The following is a 16,885-nucleotide window of genomic DNA, read 5'->3' as shown; positions in this document are numbered from 1 at the left end:
ATCGCCCCCGGCCAGCCCAACTGCGGCAGCGCCCCCGCCGCCTCCGCCGACACCGGCAGGGCCGCGGCAAGTCACCTACTCGGTGACCGGCACGAAAGCGCCGGGCGACATCATTTCGGTGACCTACGTCGACGCCTCCGGACGGTCTCGCACCCAGCACAACGTGTACATCCCGTGGTCGATGACGGTGACACCGATCTCGACGTCGGACGTCGGATCGGTGCAGGCGTCCAGCCTGTTCCGGCTCAGCAGGCTCAATTGCTCGATCACCACCAGCGACGGGGCGGTGCTGTCGTCGAACAACAACGACTCACCGCAGACGAGCTGCTGATGGTCAGCAGATACTCCGCCTACCGGCGCGGGTCGGACACCATTCCGCCGGAGGTCATCGACCGCATCCTGATCGGGGCGTGCGCGGCGATCTGGCTGGTGTTGCTGGGCGTCAGCGTGGCCGCCGCCGTCGCGCTGTCCGATCTCGGCCGGGGCTTCCACAAAACGGCCGGGGGAGGCTCGCACACCACGTGGGTGCTGTACGCCGTCATCGTCGTTTCCGCGCTGATCATCGCCGGTGCGATCCCGGTGCTGTTGCGGGCTCGGCGCATGGCTCAGGCCGATCCGGCCGTCGGGTCGGCGCCCGTTCCGGCGCGCGCGCTGGGGAGAACCGCGCTGCGGCCGGGCGGGCCCGGTGCACGCACCGCGACGGAACGGGGGCGCGCGCACACCGTGCAGTCCACGGAGCCGGCGGCCGAATGGTCCGGCGCTGCGGTGGACCGGGTCTGGTTGCGCGGCACCGTGATACTGGCGGGCACGATGGGCGCCGCGCTGATCGCGGTCGCGGCCGCGACCTACCTGATGGCCGTCGGCCACGACGGCGCGTCATGGGTCGGCTACGTGCTGGCCGGGCTCGTCACCGCGGCGATGCCGGCGGTCGAGTGGTTCTATGTGAGGCAACTGCGCGGCCTGGCCGCCGAGCGCTAATCGCCTTAACGCCAGGCCAGGACGGCCCCGCGGCCGGCCCAATCGGCCAGTGTGCGATGAGGGCGTTGAGTGTGCGCGCAGGGCGCCAACCCCGCACACCGCGGCGCCCGCCCGGCTAGTGCTCGCCGTGCTCGCCGTTGGAACCGACGATGCTGTCCTGGTGCTCCCGTAGCGCGGTCAGGGCGCGTTGTTCGGCGGCGTGGGTCGCCTCGCGCAGCGCCGCGTCCTCGGACGGCGGGTCGGCGAACAAGAAGCTGCCGTGACCAGGCGTGCCGCCCGAGCCCAGCCGGTTCATCTTGTTGGGCACGGGCGCGCCCTGGTACTCCAGCGGTATCGGGTGGCCGTGGTCGTCGACCGGACCCAGCGGCTGATGCAGCTCGATGTAGGCACCGTGCGGCAGCCGCTTGATTATGCCGGTCTCGACGCCGTGCTCGAGCACCGCGCGGTCGCTGCGCTGCAGCCCGATGCACCACCGATAGGTGATGAAGAAGATGAACGGCGGCAGGATCACCATCCCAATGCGCCCGATCCACGTCGTCGCGTTGAGCGAGATGTGGAACTTGAACGCGATGATGTCGTTCATCGCCGCCAGGGTCAGCACCATGTAGAAGGAGATCGCCATCGCACCGATCGCGGTGCGCACCGGGACGTCCCGCGGCCGCTGCAGCAGGTTGTGATGCGCGTAGTCACCGGTGAATCGCTTCTCCAGGAACGGATAGACGGTCAGCAGGACGAAAACCAGGCCCATGATCAACGCCACCCAAACCGGGGCGGGAATGGTGTGGTGCCAGAAGTAGAACTCCCATGGCGGCCAGATGCGGGCCAGGCCCTCGGTCCACATCATGTAGAAGTCGGGCTGTGAGCCGGCCGACACCTGAGATGGCTTGTAGGGACCCAGGTTCCAGATCGGATTGATCTGCAGCAGCCCACCCATCAGGCCCAGCACACCGACGATGGCGGCGAAAAACGCGCCGGACTTGACGGCGAACACCGGCATCACGCGCACGCCGACGACGTTGTGCTCGGTGCGGCCGGGGCCGGGGAACTGCGTGTGCTTCTGGAACCACACCAACCCCAGGTGTAATCCGATGAGCGCCAGGATGATTCCCGGTATCAGCAGGATGTGGATCGCGTAGAGCCGGGGGATCAGGATGTCGCCCGGGAAGTCGCCGCCGAAAAGCGCCCAGTGCAGCCAGGTTCCGATCACCGGCATGCCCAGGGTGATCGACGAGAGCGCCGCCCGCAGCCCGATGCCCGACAGCAGGTCGTCGGGCAGCGAGTAACCGAAGTAGCCCTCGAACATCGACAGGATCAGCAGCAGCGAACCGATGACCCAGTTGGCTTCGCGCGGCCGGCGGAACGCTCCGGTGAAGAAGATGCGGGCCAGGTGCACCATGATCGCCGCGGAGAACATCAACGCGGCCCAGTGATGGACCTGTCGGACGAACAGGCCGCCCCGGACTTCGAACGAGATGTTCAGCGCCGTTTCGTAGGCGCGCGACATCTCGACACCGCGAAGTGGTTGGTAGACACCGTTGTACGTGACCTCGGTCATGGACGGGTCGAAGAACAGCGTCAGGTACACACCGGTCAGCAGCAGGACGATGAAGCTGTACAGCGCGATCTCGCCGAGCAGGAACGACCAGTGCGTCGGGAAGACCTTGTTGAGCTGTCTGCGCACGGCTGCAGACGGGTGATAGCGGGTGTCGATATCCTCGCCCTGTTTGGCGAGGATGTCACCGATCTTCGGGGGACTCAGTTTGGGACTCATGTCGTCGTCCTCTCCCAAAATGCCGGTCCGACGGGCTCGATGAAGTCACCGTTGGCGACCAGATACCCGTTGGTGTCGATGGTGATCGGCAGTTGCGCCAACGCACGGGCCGCCGGGCCGAAGATCGGCTTGGCGAAATGCAGTGCGTCGAACTGCGATTGGTGACACGGGCACAAGATCCGGTAGGACTGCTGCTCGTACAGCGACGAGGGGCAACCCAGGTGCGAGCACACCTTGGTGAAGGCGAAGAACTCGCCGAAGTTGAAGCTTTCCTGGCCCTGCCGTTTGACCACGCGTGACATGTCGGTGGGCCGGATCCGGATGAGCATCACCGGGTTTCGCACACCGAGCTTGATCGCGGTGAGCTTTTCGTGCGATTCCGCGGTTGTGCCATCGCCGTCGGACTCCCGCCACGGGAACACGGTCTCCATTGCGCCCGCGTCCATGTCTTCCGGGCGCATTTTCACGAACGGCGCGCTGTCGTGCGAGCCGGTGGCTCGCGCCAGATAGATGGTCTCGCCGTGGTAGCGCGGGGTCCAGCCGGACGTCCACAGCACCGCCTTCTTGCCATCCGCGGTGGGCACCACCGGTTTCCACGGGTTTTTGATCAGGCCACCCGCGAACGCCACCAGCGTGCCGAGGCCGAATGCGCCCAGGCCCATGCCCAGCGACAGTCCGACGAGCTTGCGGCGCCCGATCGTCGAGCCCTGGTAGGCGTCGGTGAGGTTCGCGACCACCGTCTTGCGGTCGATTTCGCGGGAGGCGCCGTCGTGGCGTTCCTGGATCGAAATCTCTTCTGGGATAAACCTTTTCTGGAACAGCAGCGCCCCAACGGCGATCGCCAGGATGGACAGCCCGAAGGTCAGGCCGTACAGCGGTGTGGTCAGCGAATACCACAAGCTTCCCGCGGCTTCCCTGGGTTTGTACTCCCATGGCCAGAACAAGAAGATCAGCAGCAGCGCCAGCCCGAAGAAACCGCCCAGCAATAGCCATAGGGCCACCCCGCGCTCGGCGCGCTTCTCGGCCTTGGTTTCTGCGGCCGGCCAGCGCGGCTCCTTGTAGACGGTCTCGACTCCGTCGATCTTGCCGCCCAGCGCCACCAGTTCGTCATTCGACATCTCGGCCAGCGCGGCCTCATTGGGCTCAGGGATGTTCGAGCCGTCGCTCATGATCGCGCCCCAATCCACAGTGCCAGCCCGATGGCGGCGACCATCCCGATGATCCACATCGCCATGCCCTCGGGCGCGGGTCCGAAGCCGCCGAGGCCGTAGCCACCCGGCTGGCGCTCTTCGGCGACGGTCCGCACGTAGCCGATGATGTCTCGCTTGGCCTCGAAGGAAAGCTGGCGGTCGGAGAACTTCGGCATGTTCTGCGGGCCGGTCAGCATCGCGTCGAGGATCTGCTGCTCATTGGCGGGCCCGAGGTCGGGCGCGAACTTCCCGGACGACAGCGCCCCGCCCTTCCCGGTGAAGTTGTGGCACGACGCGCAGTTGAGCCGGAACAGGTCGCCGCCGCGACCCAGGTCGGTCCCGCGCAGCGACTGCATCGAGACGCTGCCGTCGGGGTTGCGGGTCACGGTCGGGCCGCCGCCGTTGGCCTGCACGTAGGCGCCGATGGCGTCGATCTGCGCCTCGTCGAAGACCGGGTCTTTGCGCGGGGCCTGGGCCTCACCGCGCATGGCGGGCATCCGGCCGGTGGACACCTGGAAGTAGACGGCCGCCTCGCCGACCCCGATCAGGCTCGGCCCATGATCGGGCACACCCTGCAGGTTGGCGCCGTGGCAGGACACGCAGGAAGTGTCGAAAAGCTGCTTGCCAGTGCGCAATAGCGCCGAGGACGACTCGTCGGCGACGGCCACCTGTGGCCGCGGGGTGAGCACCGCGGCCAGCCCGCCTGCCACGGTCAGCGCGATCAGCAGCAGCAGGCCGCCCGACAATCGGCGGCGCAGCCGCCGCCGCGCGCGATCACTCCGCTGACCCCGGGGCTTGCTGCCACCGGATCGGATAGACCTCAGTCGCTTCAACCGAGCACTCCTGTTCATTCCTCTTTCAGAGCCTTGTGAAAGCCACTTCGAAAGCGCCGGCCTTCATCGGATGAAATAGATCACGGTGAACAGCGCGATCCACACGATGTCCACGAAATGCCAGTAGTAGGACACGACGATGCTGGCCGTCGCCTGCGCCGGGGTGAACTTGGTCATCGCGGTGCGCGCCAGCAAGAAGATGAACGCGATCAGCCCGCCGGTGACGTGCAACCCGTGGAAGCCCGTGGCCAGGTAGAACACGCTGCCGTAGGCGCTGCTGGGGATCGTCGTGCCGTGCGTGGTCAGGTGGAAGTACTCGTAGGCCTGACCCAGGATGAAGAACAGGCCCATCAGGAAGGTGATCACGTACCACCGGCGCAGCCCGAAGACGTCGCCGCGTTCGGCCGCGAAAACCCCCATCTGGCAGGTGAAAGACGAGGCGATCAGCACCAGCGTCACCGGGACGGCCTGGTACAGATTCAGCTCCGTCGGCGGCGGCGGCCAGTTCCCACCGGCCTGCGCGCGGGCCGTGAAGTAGAACGCGAACAGTCCAGCAAAGAACATCAGCTCGCTGGAAAGCCACACTATGGTGCCGACACTCACCATGTTTGGGCGATTGAGCGAATGCACCCGTGACGTGATCGCAGTACCCGAGGTCCCCACAGCGCTGGTCACATCCGCAAGTATGACGCTTTGTAGTTGTCGAACTCTACCCGGGTCTGAAATTGGCGTTTCGCGCGTCGCGCCGGTGCCGCTGTCGGTGTGCCTCGGCCGGCGGTTGGGGGGCGGTTGGTACTCGTGGGACCATCAGCGCGTGGCTCTGTCATCCGAGACTTCGTCTCCCGGGGGGTCCGCACCGGGCCCCGCCGGCTCGGCATCGTCATGGCCGCAGGTCCTGGCTCGTCTGACGGACGCGCGGGAGCTCGCCCGGGGTCAGGCCGCCTGGGCGATGGACCAGATCATGACGGGAAACGCGGCGCCGGCCCAGATCGCCGCGTTCGCGGTGGCGATGAAGATGAAGGGCCCGACCTCGGCGGAGGTCAGCGAGCTGGCCGACGTCATGCTGAGCCACGCGCTGCGGATGCCCGCCGACGCGATCCGCGACGACACCGTCGACATCGTCGGCACCGGCGGGGACGGCGTCAACACCGTCAACCTGTCCACGATGGCGGCGATCGTGGTCGCGGCCGCGGGCGTGCCGGTGGTCAAGCACGGCAACCGTGCGGCGTCGTCGCTGTCGGGCGGCGCCGACACGCTGGAGGCGCTCGGGGTGCGCATCGACCTCGGGCCCGAGCAGGTCGCGCGCAGCCTGGCCGAAGTCGGGATCGGGTTCTGCTTTGCGCCGGTATTCCATCCGTCGTATCGGCACGCGTCCGCGGTGCGCCGCGAGATCGGGGTGCCCACGGTGTTCAATCTCCTTGGGCCCCTTACCAATCCGGCGTGGCCGCGGGCCGGGTTGATCGGCTGCGCGTTCGCCGAGCTGGCCGAGGTGATGGCCGGGGTGTTCGCCGCGCGGGGCTCCAGTGTGCTGGTGGTGCATGGCGACGACGGACTCGATGAGCTGACGACGACCACGACGAGCACCATCTGGCGGGTGCAGGCGGGCACGGTGGACAGGCTGACCTTCGATCCCGCCGGATTCGGGTTCGTCCGCGCCGAACTCGGTGAGCTGCTGGGCGGCGACGCGCAAGCCAACGCGGCGGAGGTACGTGCGGTGCTGGCCGGCGCCGCGGGACCGGTCCGTGATGCCGTCGTCCTCAACGCCGCCGGCGCCATCGTCGCGCATGCCGGGCTATCCAGCCGCGCCGAATGGTTGCCGGCGTGGGAGGACGGGTTGTCGCGCGCCGGCGCCGCCATCGACACCGGCGCGGCCGAACAGCTGCTCGCGCGTTGGGTGCGGTTCGGCCAGCAACTCTGAGTCCCAATCCCGGAGGGCCTGCTCGCACGCCAGCCGTGCCGAGCGCGCCGCGGCCGCCCAGGCCGCCCAGGGTCCGGCCGACCGCAGCGGTGAGGCCCAGCCGTCCTCGCCGGCCACCCGCACGATGCGCACGCCCGGGTTCGCCAGCCAGCGCGCGATGAGCGCGGTCTCCTCGACCAGCGCGCCGCCCAGCGGGGCCTGCGCCCGCAGAATCGATTGCGCGCCAGCCGCAATGGCGTCGACGACCGGCATCGGCGGCACCCCTCGTCTGGCGTTGCCCGCCGCGGCGAGCTGGCCGCAGCGGATGACGGCCAAGTGGTAGCCACCGTTGCCGTCCGGGGCGGCAGCGATCAGCTCGCCCACCGCGGCCAGGGCCCGCAGCCGCTGCCCGCGCCACAGGATTTCGACGGCGGTGGCGGTGCGGTCGCGCAATCGCGCGGCGCTCTCGTAGTGGCGGCGCTCGGCGAGCGCGTTGACCTGACGCACCGCCCCGTCCAGCGCGCCGTTGTCCAGGCCGTCGATCAGGGATGCGGCGCGGGCCACGGCCGCCGCGTATTGAGTGGCCGTGACGTCGCGGGCGCCGGGACACGGCGACACCTCGGCCTCGGGACAGGCCGGCCCGTGTCGCGCACCGCGCGCCAGTCGGGCGGTGCAGGTTCGGATTCCGCTGAATCGCGCGAGCAGGTCCGCGGTTTCGGCGGCATCGGCGCGCGACCGAAACGGGCCGACGGCGCGGTCGTGGCGCGGTGAGCGCACCACCGCCAAGCGCGGAAACGCCTCGTCGGTCAGCGCCACCCACCACCACCGGTGCGGGAACCTCGACCGGCGGTTGTAGGGCGGGGCATGCGCGGCCAGCATCCGCAGTTCGCGCACACCGGCCTCGAGCGGGTGCGCGCACTCGACGTGGTCGACCGCCGTGGCGAGCGTGACCATCTCCTTCATCCGGCCGCGGGGATCGGCCCCGGTGAAGTACTGGCTCACTCGGCGGCGCAGGTCGACGGCCGTCCCGACGTAGAGCACCTCGCCGGCGGGCCCGCGGAACAGATAGACCCCCGGCCGGTGCGGCAGGGGATCGGCGAGCACCTTTTTGCGGCGCTGGGCCGGGGTCACGTCGGGCAGATACGAGCGCAGGTCGGCAAAGGTGTGCACACCCTGATTGCCCACCCGCTCGATCAGGGCGTGCAACACGTCGACGGTGGCGCGGGCGTCGTCGAGGGCGCGGTGCGTGGGCTGTGCGGCGACGGCGAACAGCCGCGCCAGTGCGGCCAGCCGCACGCTGGGGGCCTCCTCGCGGCTGAGCACCCGGCGGGCCAGCCGGACCGTGCACAGCACTTGCGGTCGGGGCCAAGGGATTTCGCAGCGCTGCGCGGCGGCCCGCAGGAACCCGATATCGAACCCGGCGTTGTGGGCGACCAACACCGAGCCGCCGGCGAACTCCAGAAACATCGGCAGGACGGCGTCGATGGTCGGGGCGTCGCACACCATGGCCGTGGTGATCCCGGTGAGCCGCACGATCTGGGGCGGGATGGTGCGCTGCGGGTCGACCAGGGTGGCGAATTCGCCGAGCACGACGCCGCCGCGGACCTTCACCGCGCCGATTTCGGTGATGGCGTCGGGCGGTGTTCCGTCGCTGCCCCGCGTGCGTCCGCCGGTGGTCTCCAGGTCAACGACGACAAAGGTGGTTTCACGCAACGGGATTTCGTCGGTCGGTGTCCAATCCGGGCCGGCGAAACTCAGCTGAGTCCCACCAGTCACACCCATGCGCGTGACGTTAAGCACCCGCACCGACACCCGCGGTGTTCCCACGCCGGGCAGATCCGGGGATTCGGGCGCCGAAAGTTGTCGGTGCCCGCGGTTAGCGTGTGGATAGCCCGACCGGAGCGCAAGCGAGAGGACCGATCCGATGGCACACAGCAGCGGCCCCGACAACACGCGCTTTGCGACGCCCGCGTGCGGCGAACCGGTGGTGATCGACTGCGACGACTGCGCGGTGCGCGGTCCGGGATGCCGCGACTGTGTGGTCAGCGTGCTACTCGGGGTACCGGAAACTTTGTTGGAGGATGAACGCGCCGCGCTGGAAGTGCTCGCCGAAGCCGGGCTGGCGCCTCGATTGCGGCTGGTTCCGATCCACCGCGATCGCGGCTCCGGGGTGGCGTAATTGCCGTGTGCGCCAAAACTCCTGGATCGTAGCCGCACCCCGGCTGTCGTTCACAAAGAAATGACAGAATTCTTTCTAATTTCTTAACGATCTGGTTTAGACAAACACCTATATCGTTTCGTAACCTGTTTGAGACCTAAACCAGCTCGACCGCGATGCGTCGATGGCCGTTTAAGGAAGCAAATCTTGAGTTTCGGCTCTGAGTATCCGATTGCGCGTGCCCTTACACGTTTGGTGGTCGGGATACTGGCGGGCTCGACGGTTCTAGCGGGCGCCCTTGCCGCGAGCGCGGCGGCCGATCCGGCCGACGACGCGATGGCGAAACTCAACGAGCTATCGCGTCAGGCTGAGCGGACCACCGAGGCGATGCACAGCGCCCAGCTCGACCTGAACGCGAAGTTGGGGGCGCAGCGGGCGGCGGAGAAGAAGCACGCCGACGACCAGGCCGCGGTGGACGGGGCGAAGGCCAAGCTGGCCACCTTCCAGACCGCGGTCAACAAGCTCGCCGCCGCGACCTACATGGGCGGCCGCGTCGACGGCATGGAGGCCATGCTGACCGCGGGATCGCCGCAGGGTCTGATCGACAAGCTGGCCGTGCAGCGGCTGATGGCGACTCAAATGCGCGAGCAGATGGCGGGTTTCCGGATGGCCGGCGAGCAGGCCGCCAAGGCCGAGCAGGCCTCCGCGAAGTCGGCCGCCGACGCCAAGAGCGCGGCCGAGCAGGCGGCCGCGGTGCGGGCCAGCCTGCAGTCCAAGCAGAGCCAGCTGCAGGTGCAGATCGCCGTCGTCAAGTCGCAGTACATGTCCCTGTCGCCAGACCAGAAGACCGCGCTCGCCGACCCTGGGCCCGTTCCTGCGGCCGCTCCGGCACCCGGCGCACCGGCACCGGACGCGTTGCCGCCCGGTGCGCCGCAGCCCGGCGGCCCTGCGCCCGGCGAGGCTCCACCCCCCGGCGGACTGTTCGGACCGCAGCCCGGCGGCGGCGTCGGCGGCGGTGACCGCGCGACGGTCGTGCAGGCCGCGCTGACGCAGGTCGGATCGCCCTACGTGTGGGGTGGTGCGGCCCCCGGCGGGTTCGACTGCTCGGGATTGGTGATGTGGGCCTTCCAGCAGGCCGGCATCTCGCTGCCGCACTCCAGCCAGGCGCAGGCCCAAGGCGGTCAGCCGGTGGCGCTGTCGGATCTGCAGCCCGGCGACGTGGTGACCTTCTATAACGACGCGTCACACAGCGGCCTTTACGTCGGCGACGGCATGGTGATTCATTCCTCCACCTACGGCCAGCCCGTGCGGGTGGTGCCGATGAATTCGGCTGGCCCGGTCCACGACGCCCGCCGCTACTGAGCGCCCGGGCCGGCTTAGCCGCCGGTCGCGGCGCGGCTTGAAAATCCTGCTGGCCTGGATCTTTGCTGGTGAACTGATCGCGGGTGCGGCACTGAATGCGGCGCCCCATACTTCGGCAAAACCGGCGCACCCTCCGGTTAGCTACCCGAGCACCGCGCCGCGGGTCGTCCGCGACAGGGCGGTCCGTCTGCTCGGTGGCGGCGGACCGGCCACCGATCGCCTGCTGTCGCGCATCGCGTCGAACATCGGCGCCGCGGTCGACGCCGTCGAGGCCTTCTGGGGGATCGATTGGCCGCGCGACATCTCGGTGGTCGCCACCGCCTCCGACGACGAGTTTCGCGCCGCCGCCGGCGGCGGGCCGGCCGCACAATGGGCCGACATCGCGGCGGTGACCGTCGTCGACCGCGTCGATCCCGCCCACCGGGTGGCGATCGGCCAACGGATCGTGTTCGCGCCGGGCGCGGCCAACATGACCGAACCCGCACTGCGAATAGTGTTGACCCACGAGCTTTTTCACTACGCGGCGCGCGTCGACACCGCAGTGGACGCGCCGCGATGGCTGACCGAAGGCGTCGCCGATTTCGTCGCCCGGCCACCCGGCCCGGTCCCCGCTGAGGCGGCCGAGGCCGTGGTGGCCCTGCCGTCGGACGCCGATCTGGACACTCCCGGCCCGCAGCGCTCGTCGGGATACGACCGCGCATGGTGGTTCGCCCGCTTCGTCGCCGATACATACGGCGGCGCGAAGCTGCGGGCGTTCTACACGGCCGCGTGCGGCGCCGGGCATGCGGACCTGCCCACCGCCGCGCGCGACGCCCTCGGCAGCGACCCGGGCGCACTGCTCGCCCGCTGGAAGCGTTGGCTGGTCCTATAGCCTGACGCACGTGAGCCGGGTCCTGCTGGTAACCAACGACTTTCCGCCCCGGCGTGGCGGCATCCAGTCCTACCTGGGGGAGTTCGTCGGCCGACTCGTCCAAACCGGCTCGCATTCGGTGACCGTGTACGCGCCGCAATGGAAGGGCGCCGATGCATTCGACGAGGCGGCCCGAGCCGCCGGTTATCGAGTCGTGCGCCATCCCGGCACCCTGATGCTGCCCGGCCCGGCCGTTGATGCGCGGATGCGCCGGCTGATCGCCGAGCACGGCATCGAGACCGTGTGGTTCGGCGCGGCCGCACCGCTGGCCCTGCTGGCGCCCCGCGCCCGGCAGGCGGGTGCGACCCGGGTGGTGGCCAGCACGCACGGCCACGAAGTGGGCTGGTCGATGCTTCCGGTGGCCCGATCGGTGTTGCGCCGCATTGGCGACGGCACCGACGTCGTGACCTTCGTCAGCCGCTACACCCGGTCCCGGTTCGCGACGGCCTTCGGTCCCGCGGCATCGCTGGAGTACCTGCCGTCGGGGGTGGACACCGACCGGTTCCGGCCCGATCCGGCCGCCCGCGCCGAGCTGCGCAGGCGCTACCGGCTGGGCGAGCGGCCCACCGTGGTGTGCCTGTCCCGGCTGGTCCCGCGCAAAGGGCAGGACGTGTTGATCAGGGCGCTGCCGTTGATTCGGCGACGCGTCGACGGCGCGGCCCTGGTGATCGTGGGCGGTGGTCCGTACCTGCAGGAGCTGCAGAAGCTGGCCCGCCACTGCGGGGTGGCCGACCACGTGACATTCACCGGCGGCGTGCCGGCCGCCGAACTGGCCGCCCACCACGCGCTGGCCGACGTGTTCGCGATGCCGTGCCGCACCCGTGGCGCGGGCATGGACGTCGAAGGCTTGGGCATCGTCTTCCTGGAGGCTTCGGCCACCGGCGTGCCGGTCATCGCCGGGCAGTCGGGTGGAGCCCCAGAAGCCGTGCAGCACAACAAGACTGGGCTAGTGGTCGACGGTCGCTCGACGGACAAGGTGGCCGACGCCGTCAGCGAGTTGCTGACCGATCGCGACCGCGCCGCCGCGATGGGCGCCGCCGGTCGCGAGTGGGTGATGTCGCAGTGGCGCTGGGACACGCTGGCGGCGCGGCTGGCCGACCTGCTGCGCGGCTAGTCCTTCGGTTTAATCCTGGGCGGCTAGTCCTTGTCGTAGATCGCCTCGATGTCGGAGGCGAACTTCTCGGCCACCACGTTGCGCTTGACCTTCATCGTCGGCGTCAGTTCACCGGTGTCCTCGGTGAAATCGACCGGCAAGATGCGGAATTTGCGGATCGACTCGGCATGTGACACCGACAGGTTGGCCTTCTTCACGGCCGCGTCCACCTCGGCGATCAGGTCGGGATCGGTGGCCAGGTCGCCCACCGACGCGCCGTCCGCCTTGCTGTTGCGCTGCTTCCAGCCGTCGAACGCCTCGGGGTCGATGGTGATCAGGGCGCCGATGAACGGCTTGGCATCCCCAACGACCATCGCCTGGCTGATCAGCGGGTGCGCCCGCAGCTGGTCCTCGAGCACCGCGGGGGCGACGTTCTTGCCGCCCGCGGTGACGATGATTTCCTTCTTGCGGCCGGTGATCGTCAAGAAGCCGTCGTCGTCGACCGCGCCGAGATCGCCGGTCTTGAACCAGCCGTTGCTGAACGCCTCCTCGGTGGCCTGTTCGTTGCGCCAGTAGCCGCTGAACACCACGCCGCCCCGGACCAACAGTTCCTTGTCCTCGGCGATGCGCAGGCTGTTGCCGGGCACCAGCTTTCCGACCGTTCCGATCTTCAGCCCGTCGATCTGGTTGACCGTGATGGCGGCGCTGGTCTCGGTCAGGCCGTAGCCCTCGTAGACGGTCAGCCCCACGCCGCGGTAGAAGTGGCCCAGCCGCGCGCCCAGCGGCGCGCCACCGGAGACGGCGGCGTGGCAGTCGCCGCCCAGCGCGGCGCGCAGCTTGTGGTAGACCAGCCGGTCGAACAGGCCGTGCTTGGCGCGCAGCAGCGGCCCGGGCCGGCCGTCGTCGAAGGCCTGGCTCCAGTCGACCGCGGTCTGCGCCGCCCGCTTGAAGATCCAGCCCTTGCCGTCGTTGACGGCGTTCTGCTCGGCGGTGTTGTACACCTTCTCGAACACCCGCGGAACCGAGACCACCACGGTCGGTTTGAACATGCCGAACAGCGGCAGCAGGTTCTTGATGTCGCTGGTGAATCCGACGGTGACCTTGCTGGCGAACGCCGACAGGGTCAGCGCCCTGGCCAGCACGTGGGCGAGCGGAAGGAAAACCAGCAGCCGCTGACCCTCCTGCAGCAAGGTCGGCAGGCACTCCTGGGTGCCCCGGATCTCATGCAGCAGGTTGGAATGGGTGAGCTGGCAGCCTTTGGGCCGTCCCGTGGTTCCCGAGGTGTAGATGAGGGTGGCCGGGTCCTGGGCCCGCAACGCGTCGAGCCGGGCGGTCAGCTCGGCCGGGTCGACCGACGCGCCGGCTTCGACGAGCTGGTCGAGCGCCTTGGGACCCGAACCGTTGATGTGCAGGACCCGGCGCAGCGCCGGCAGCTCGCCCGTCAGCTCGGTGACGATCGCGGCGTGTTCGTCGGTCTCGGCGAACGCCAGGACGGCCTCGGAATTCTGCAGCACCCAGCGCACCTGCTCGGCCGACGAGGTCTCGTAGATCGGCACCGTGACGGCCCCCACCGCCAAGATCGCCAGGTCGAGGATCGCCCACTCGTAGCAGGTGGCGGAAAAGATCGACACCCGGTCACCGGCCTGCACGCCCAGCGAGATCAAACCCAATGCCGCAGAACGAATCTGGTCGGCCGCCTCGGCGCACGTGACGTCGGTCCAGACGCCGTCGATCTGGCGTTGGTAGATGACAAAGGTGGGGTCGTCGCGCTCATGCTCGAAGACCACGGCCGCGACGTTGTCGCGCTCGCCGACGGAGAAACGGGCGGGGACGCTGTACTCACGCACTTGATTGACCTCATTTGACCTGGTGACCTTGCCGGGGTCCGGCTTGCTGTCGCCCAGCCTAATCCGAGTGTTCGCCCAGCACGGCGGCGGTCGGTCGGGGCCGCGTCACGATTGCCGCACCCTCGCCGCACCCTCGCCGCGCCCTTGCCGCGAGGTCGTTGACGGGCACCGCCGACAGGTGTGTGAAGCTGTGGCGATGCACAGCATCCAGATCGCCGACCAGACGTTCGTCGCCGCCGACGGCGCGCGGGTTGGCGCCGCGGTAGCCGATCGGTCGAAATGGCGTCGGTGGTGGCCCGATCTGCGGCTGCAGGTCGTCGAGGATCGCGCGGAAAAGGGCATCCGCTGGACGGTGACCGGCGCATTGACCGGCACAATGGAGATCTGGCTGGAACCGTCACTGGATGGAGTGGTGCTGCATTACTTCCTGCACGCCGAGCCAACCGGTGTCGCCGCTTGGCAGCTGGCCAAGCTGAACTTGCCGAAAATGACACACCGCCGTCGGGTGGCGGGTAAGAAAATGGCCTTTGAGATCAAGACGACGCTGGAACGGTCACGCGCGGTCGGTTCTCCGGTAGTTTAACTGCGGTCAACGTTTCGCACGGGAGTACCGTTTCGGACCGCTTACGGCAGAGAGGGCAGCAGCCAGGTGGCGGAGAAGACGACGCAAACCATTCACATCGACGCCGACCCGGGCAAGGTGCTCGCGGTGATCGCCGACATCGATTCCTATCCGGAATGGATCTCGGAGTACAAGGAAGCCGAGGTGCAGGAGAGAGGCGCCGACGGCTACCCGAAGGTGGTGCGATTCGTTATGGACGCCGGCATCATCAAGGACACCATGGTCATGTCCTACCAGTGGCCCGCCGACCGCAAGTCGCTGAGCTGGACCCTGGTCTCCAGTTCGCTGCTGCGCGCCCTTGAAGGCTCATATCGCTTGGCGCCCAAGGGATCTGGTACCGACGTCACCTACGAGCTCTCGGTGGACCTGGCCCTGCCGATGATCGGCATGCTCAAGCGCAAGGCCGAGCGCAGGCTGACCGACACCGCATTAAAGGATCTGAAGAAACGAGTCGAGGCTGAGTGAGTCTGCTGAGCCCGCCCGGATCAGTCTCTTCGTCGGGAAGGGCGGGGTAGGAAAATCCACCCTGGCATGTGCCACCGCGGTCGGTGACGCGAGCGAGGGCCGCCGGGTGCTGGTGGTGTCCACCGATCAGGCGCATTCGCTGGGCGACGTGCTCGGTGTCCCGGTGCCGCCGAGCGGCCGCGAGGACCCGGTTCGGGTGCTCGCCGACCTCGATACCGGGGACGGCGCGGCCGGCGGCGGCTTCCTCGACGCGCTGGCGTTGGACACTCTCGCGCTGCTCGAGTCCCGGTGGCACGACGTGGTCGGGGCGCTGGATCGACGGTTCCCCGATTCCGAGCTGAGCAGCATTGCCCCCGAAGAACTCTCGGCGCTGCCGGGCATCCAGGAGGTGCTCGGTCTGCACGCGGTCGGCGAGCTCGCGGCGTCCGGACGATGGGACCGCATCGTCGTCGACTGCGCCTCGACGGCGGACGCGCTGCGAATGCTGACGTTGCCCGCCACCTTCGGGCTCTACGTGGAGCGCGCGTGGCCGCGCCATCGCCGGCTGTCCGTGACCGCCGACGACACCCGGTCCGCGGCGGTGGTGGAACTGCTGGAACGCATCAGCGCCAGCGTGGACGCGCTCGGCGCGCTGCTGACGGACGGCGGGCAGGTGAGCGCGCACCTGGTGCTGACCCCCGAGCGGGTGGTTGCGGCCGAGGCGGTGCGCACCCTGGGCTCGCTGGCGCTGATGGGCGTCCGCGTCGAGGAGCTGATCGTCAATCAGGTGCTGACCGAAGACGAGTCGTACGAGTACCACAACCTGCCCGACCACCCGGCGTTCTACTGGTATGCCGAACGCATCTCCGAACAACATGCGGTGCTCGACGAACTCGACGCCACCATCGGAGACGTGGCCCTGGTGCTGACCCCACACCTGTCCGGCGAGCCGATCGGCGCGAAGGCGCTGGGCGGACTGCTGGACGGCGCGCGGCGCCGGCGTGGGGCGCCGCCGCCCGGGCCCCTGCGTCCTATCGTTGACCTGGAATCAGGGTCGGGACTTGGGTCCATCTACCGAATGCGGCTAGCGTTACCCCAGCTCGATCCCGGCGCGCTGTCGTTGGGGCGGGTCGACGACGACCTGATCATCAGCGCCGGCGGGCTACGGCGCAGGGTTCGGTTGGCGTCGGTGCTGCGGCGGTGCACGGTGCTGGACGCACACCTGCGGGGCAGTGAGCTGACCGTTCGCTTTCGACCAGATCCGGAGGTGTGGCCTAAGTGAATGGCGCTCATCCCGAACTCGGTCCCGAGCTGCGCAAGCTCGCCCAGGCGATCCTGGACGGGATCGACCCCGCGGTGCGCACAGCGGCCGCATTGACGGCCGGCGCCGGCGTCGGGACCGGCAAGTGCCAGCAGGTGTGGTGCCCGGTGTGCGCCCTGGCCGCCCTGGCCACCGGCGATCAGCACCCGCTGCTCACCGTCATCGCCGACCACAGCATCGCCTTGCTCGAGGTCATCCGCGCCATCGTCGACGACATCGACCGGACCTCCCGGCCAACACCGAAACCGCCGCCGGACGGACCGCCGGGGGGCGGCGTCGCGCCCGAGCCGGACGCGAGGACCGCCGCGGAGCAAGCCGCCGCGAAGACGCGTTACCAGCCGATCCCGGTCACCGTCGAGGAGTGATCCGCTTGAAGCCGAAGGTGGTTCCTTCGGCTGCGGGTCGGTACAGTTGGCGCCAACACCATCATCAACACCATCACCGAGTCGGGCGGGAGGG

General features: G+C 68.8%; 16 protein-coding genes and 1 pseudogene. 11 read left to right on the top strand and 6 right to left on the bottom strand.

What is annotated here, in order from left to right:
* Both A5747_RS06230 and A5747_RS06225 read left to right on the top strand, forming a co-directional pair.
* Window positions 1-331: MmpS family transport accessory protein (locus tag A5747_RS06230; RefSeq protein WP_233147968.1), on the top strand; the 331-nt coding region annotated here is incomplete at its 5' end.
* Window positions 331-978 (top strand): DUF2561 family protein, encoded by a 648-nt coding sequence (locus A5747_RS06225; RefSeq protein WP_076122791.1) that lies wholly within the window; start codon window positions 331-333, stop codon window positions 976-978. The genes A5747_RS06230 and A5747_RS06225, both read left to right, overlap by 1 nt.
* A gap of 115 nt (window positions 979-1,093) precedes the next feature.
* On the opposite strand, the gene A5747_RS06220 is transcribed toward A5747_RS06225, so the two are convergent.
* Genes A5747_RS06220 through A5747_RS06205 form a run of 4 tightly spaced genes read right to left on the bottom strand, consistent with a single transcriptional unit; the run spans window position 1,094 to window position 5,447 of the window.
* Window positions 1,094-2,749 carry a cytochrome bc complex cytochrome b subunit gene (locus A5747_RS06220; protein WP_076122790.1) on the bottom strand — a complete coding sequence of 552 codons (1,656 nt, stop codon included), beginning with the start codon at window positions 2,747-2,749 and terminating at the stop codon, window positions 1,094-1,096.
* On the bottom strand, window positions 2,746-3,918 hold the full coding sequence (locus A5747_RS06215; RefSeq protein WP_076122796.1) for a ubiquinol-cytochrome c reductase iron-sulfur subunit: 1,173 nt from the start codon (window positions 3,916-3,918) through the stop codon (window positions 2,746-2,748). The genes A5747_RS06220 and A5747_RS06215 overlap by 4 nt, the downstream gene beginning before the upstream one ends.
* The gene (locus tag A5747_RS06210) at window positions 3,915-4,790 is read right to left on the bottom strand and encodes a cytochrome c (RefSeq protein ID WP_139333406.1); all 876 of its coding nucleotides are present in this window, start codon (window positions 4,788-4,790) and stop codon (window positions 3,915-3,917) included. The genes A5747_RS06215 and A5747_RS06210 overlap by 4 nt, the downstream gene beginning before the upstream one ends.
* Window positions 4,791-4,835: 45 nt before the next feature.
* Entirely contained in the window at window positions 4,836-5,447 is a 612-nt protein-coding gene (locus A5747_RS06205) for a heme-copper oxidase subunit III (protein WP_076122789.1), read from the bottom strand.
* Window positions 5,448-5,586: 139 nt separating this feature from the next.
* Between A5747_RS06205 and trpD the strand changes: the two genes are divergently transcribed.
* Window positions 5,587-6,690, top strand: a complete 1,104-nt coding sequence (gene trpD, locus A5747_RS25390; protein ID WP_158070253.1) for an anthranilate phosphoribosyltransferase — start codon at window positions 5,587-5,589, stop codon at window positions 6,688-6,690.
* On the opposite strand, the pseudogene A5747_RS06195 reads toward trpD, so the two are convergent.
* Window positions 6,628-8,451, bottom strand: a pseudogene (locus tag A5747_RS06195) (DEDD exonuclease domain-containing protein); the annotation flags it as partial. The gene trpD and the pseudogene A5747_RS06195 overlap by 63 nt on opposite strands.
* 142 nt (window positions 8,452-8,593) lie before the next feature.
* On the opposite strand from A5747_RS06195, the gene A5747_RS06190 reads away from it, so the two are divergent.
* From A5747_RS06190 to pimB, 4 genes are all read left to right on the top strand, one after another.
* Window positions 8,594-8,848, top strand: a complete 255-nt coding sequence (locus A5747_RS06190; RefSeq protein ID WP_076122787.1) for a hypothetical protein — start codon at window positions 8,594-8,596, stop codon at window positions 8,846-8,848.
* A 186-nt stretch (window positions 8,849-9,034) separates the two neighbouring features.
* Window positions 9,035-10,189 (top strand): peptidoglycan hydrolase RipC, encoded by a 1,155-nt coding sequence (ripC, locus tag A5747_RS06185; RefSeq protein WP_076122786.1) that lies wholly within the window; start codon window positions 9,035-9,037, stop codon window positions 10,187-10,189.
* 46 nt (window positions 10,190-10,235) lie between these two features.
* Window positions 10,236-11,060 carry a hypothetical protein gene (locus A5747_RS06180; RefSeq protein WP_198938134.1) on the top strand — a complete coding sequence of 275 codons (825 nt, stop codon included), beginning with the start codon at window positions 10,236-10,238 and terminating at the stop codon, window positions 11,058-11,060.
* 10 nt (window positions 11,061-11,070) lie between these two features.
* The gene (gene pimB / locus A5747_RS06175) at window positions 11,071-12,213 is read left to right on the top strand and encodes a GDP-mannose-dependent alpha-(1-6)-phosphatidylinositol monomannoside mannosyltransferase (RefSeq protein WP_076122785.1); all 1,143 of its coding nucleotides are present in this window, start codon (window positions 11,071-11,073) and stop codon (window positions 12,211-12,213) included.
* Between the two features lie 23 nt (window positions 12,214-12,236).
* Here pimB and A5747_RS06170 read toward each other — a convergent pair whose 3' ends face one another.
* On the bottom strand, window positions 12,237-14,039 hold the full coding sequence (locus tag A5747_RS06170; protein ID WP_076122784.1) for a long-chain fatty acid--CoA ligase: 1,803 nt from the start codon (window positions 14,037-14,039) through the stop codon (window positions 12,237-12,239).
* A 196-nt stretch (window positions 14,040-14,235) separates the two neighbouring features.
* Here A5747_RS06170 and A5747_RS06165 point away from each other — a divergent pair, with 196 nt between their 5' ends.
* From A5747_RS06165 to A5747_RS06150, 4 genes are all read left to right on the top strand, one after another.
* Window positions 14,236-14,622, top strand: a complete 387-nt coding sequence (locus tag A5747_RS06165; RefSeq protein WP_076122792.1) for a polyketide cyclase / dehydrase and lipid transport — start codon at window positions 14,236-14,238, stop codon at window positions 14,620-14,622.
* A 66-nt stretch (window positions 14,623-14,688) separates the two neighbouring features.
* A complete protein-coding gene (locus A5747_RS06160; RefSeq protein WP_076122783.1) occupies window positions 14,689-15,126 on the top strand; it encodes an SRPBCC family protein in 438 nt (145 codons plus the stop codon).
* The gene (locus A5747_RS06155) at window positions 15,119-16,387 is read left to right on the top strand and encodes an ArsA family ATPase (RefSeq protein ID WP_083700167.1); all 1,269 of its coding nucleotides are present in this window, start codon (window positions 15,119-15,121) and stop codon (window positions 16,385-16,387) included. The genes A5747_RS06160 and A5747_RS06155 overlap by 8 nt, the downstream gene beginning before the upstream one ends.
* On the top strand, window positions 16,384-16,791 hold the full coding sequence (locus tag A5747_RS06150; RefSeq protein ID WP_076122781.1) for a hypothetical protein: 408 nt from the start codon (window positions 16,384-16,386) through the stop codon (window positions 16,789-16,791). The genes A5747_RS06155 and A5747_RS06150 overlap by 4 nt, the downstream gene beginning before the upstream one ends.
* Window positions 16,792-16,885: the final 94 nt, after the last annotated feature.

This window comes from Mycobacterium sp. IS-836, from assembly GCF_001954275.1.
In the GTDB taxonomy this organism is placed as follows: Bacteria; Actinomycetota; Actinomycetes; order Mycobacteriales; family Mycobacteriaceae; genus Mycobacterium.
Note: the sequence above shows the minus strand (reverse complement) of the source record. Positions and strands in the feature narration are given on the sequence as shown.

Bases quoted from the DNA above. Each gene is read 5' to 3' on its own strand.
- A5747_RS06220 (WP_076122790.1), bottom strand. From the start codon at position 2,749: ATGAGTCCCAAACTGAGTCCCCCGAAGATCGGTGACATCCTCGCCAAA.
- A5747_RS06190 (WP_076122787.1), top strand. From the start codon at position 8,594: ATGGCACACAGCAGCGGCCCCGACAACACGCGCTTTGCGACGCCCGCG.
- A5747_RS06165 (WP_076122792.1), top strand. From the start codon at position 14,236: ATGCACAGCATCCAGATCGCCGACCAGACGTTCGTCGCCGCCGACGGC.
- A5747_RS06210 (WP_139333406.1), bottom strand. From the start codon at position 4,790: ATGAACAGGAGTGCTCGGTTGAAGCGACTGAGGTCTATCCGATCCGGT.
- A5747_RS06225 (WP_076122791.1), top strand. From the start codon at position 331: ATGGTCAGCAGATACTCCGCCTACCGGCGCGGGTCGGACACCATTCCG.
- A5747_RS06215 (WP_076122796.1), bottom strand. From the start codon at position 3,918: ATGAGCGACGGCTCGAACATCCCTGAGCCCAATGAGGCCGCGCTGGCC.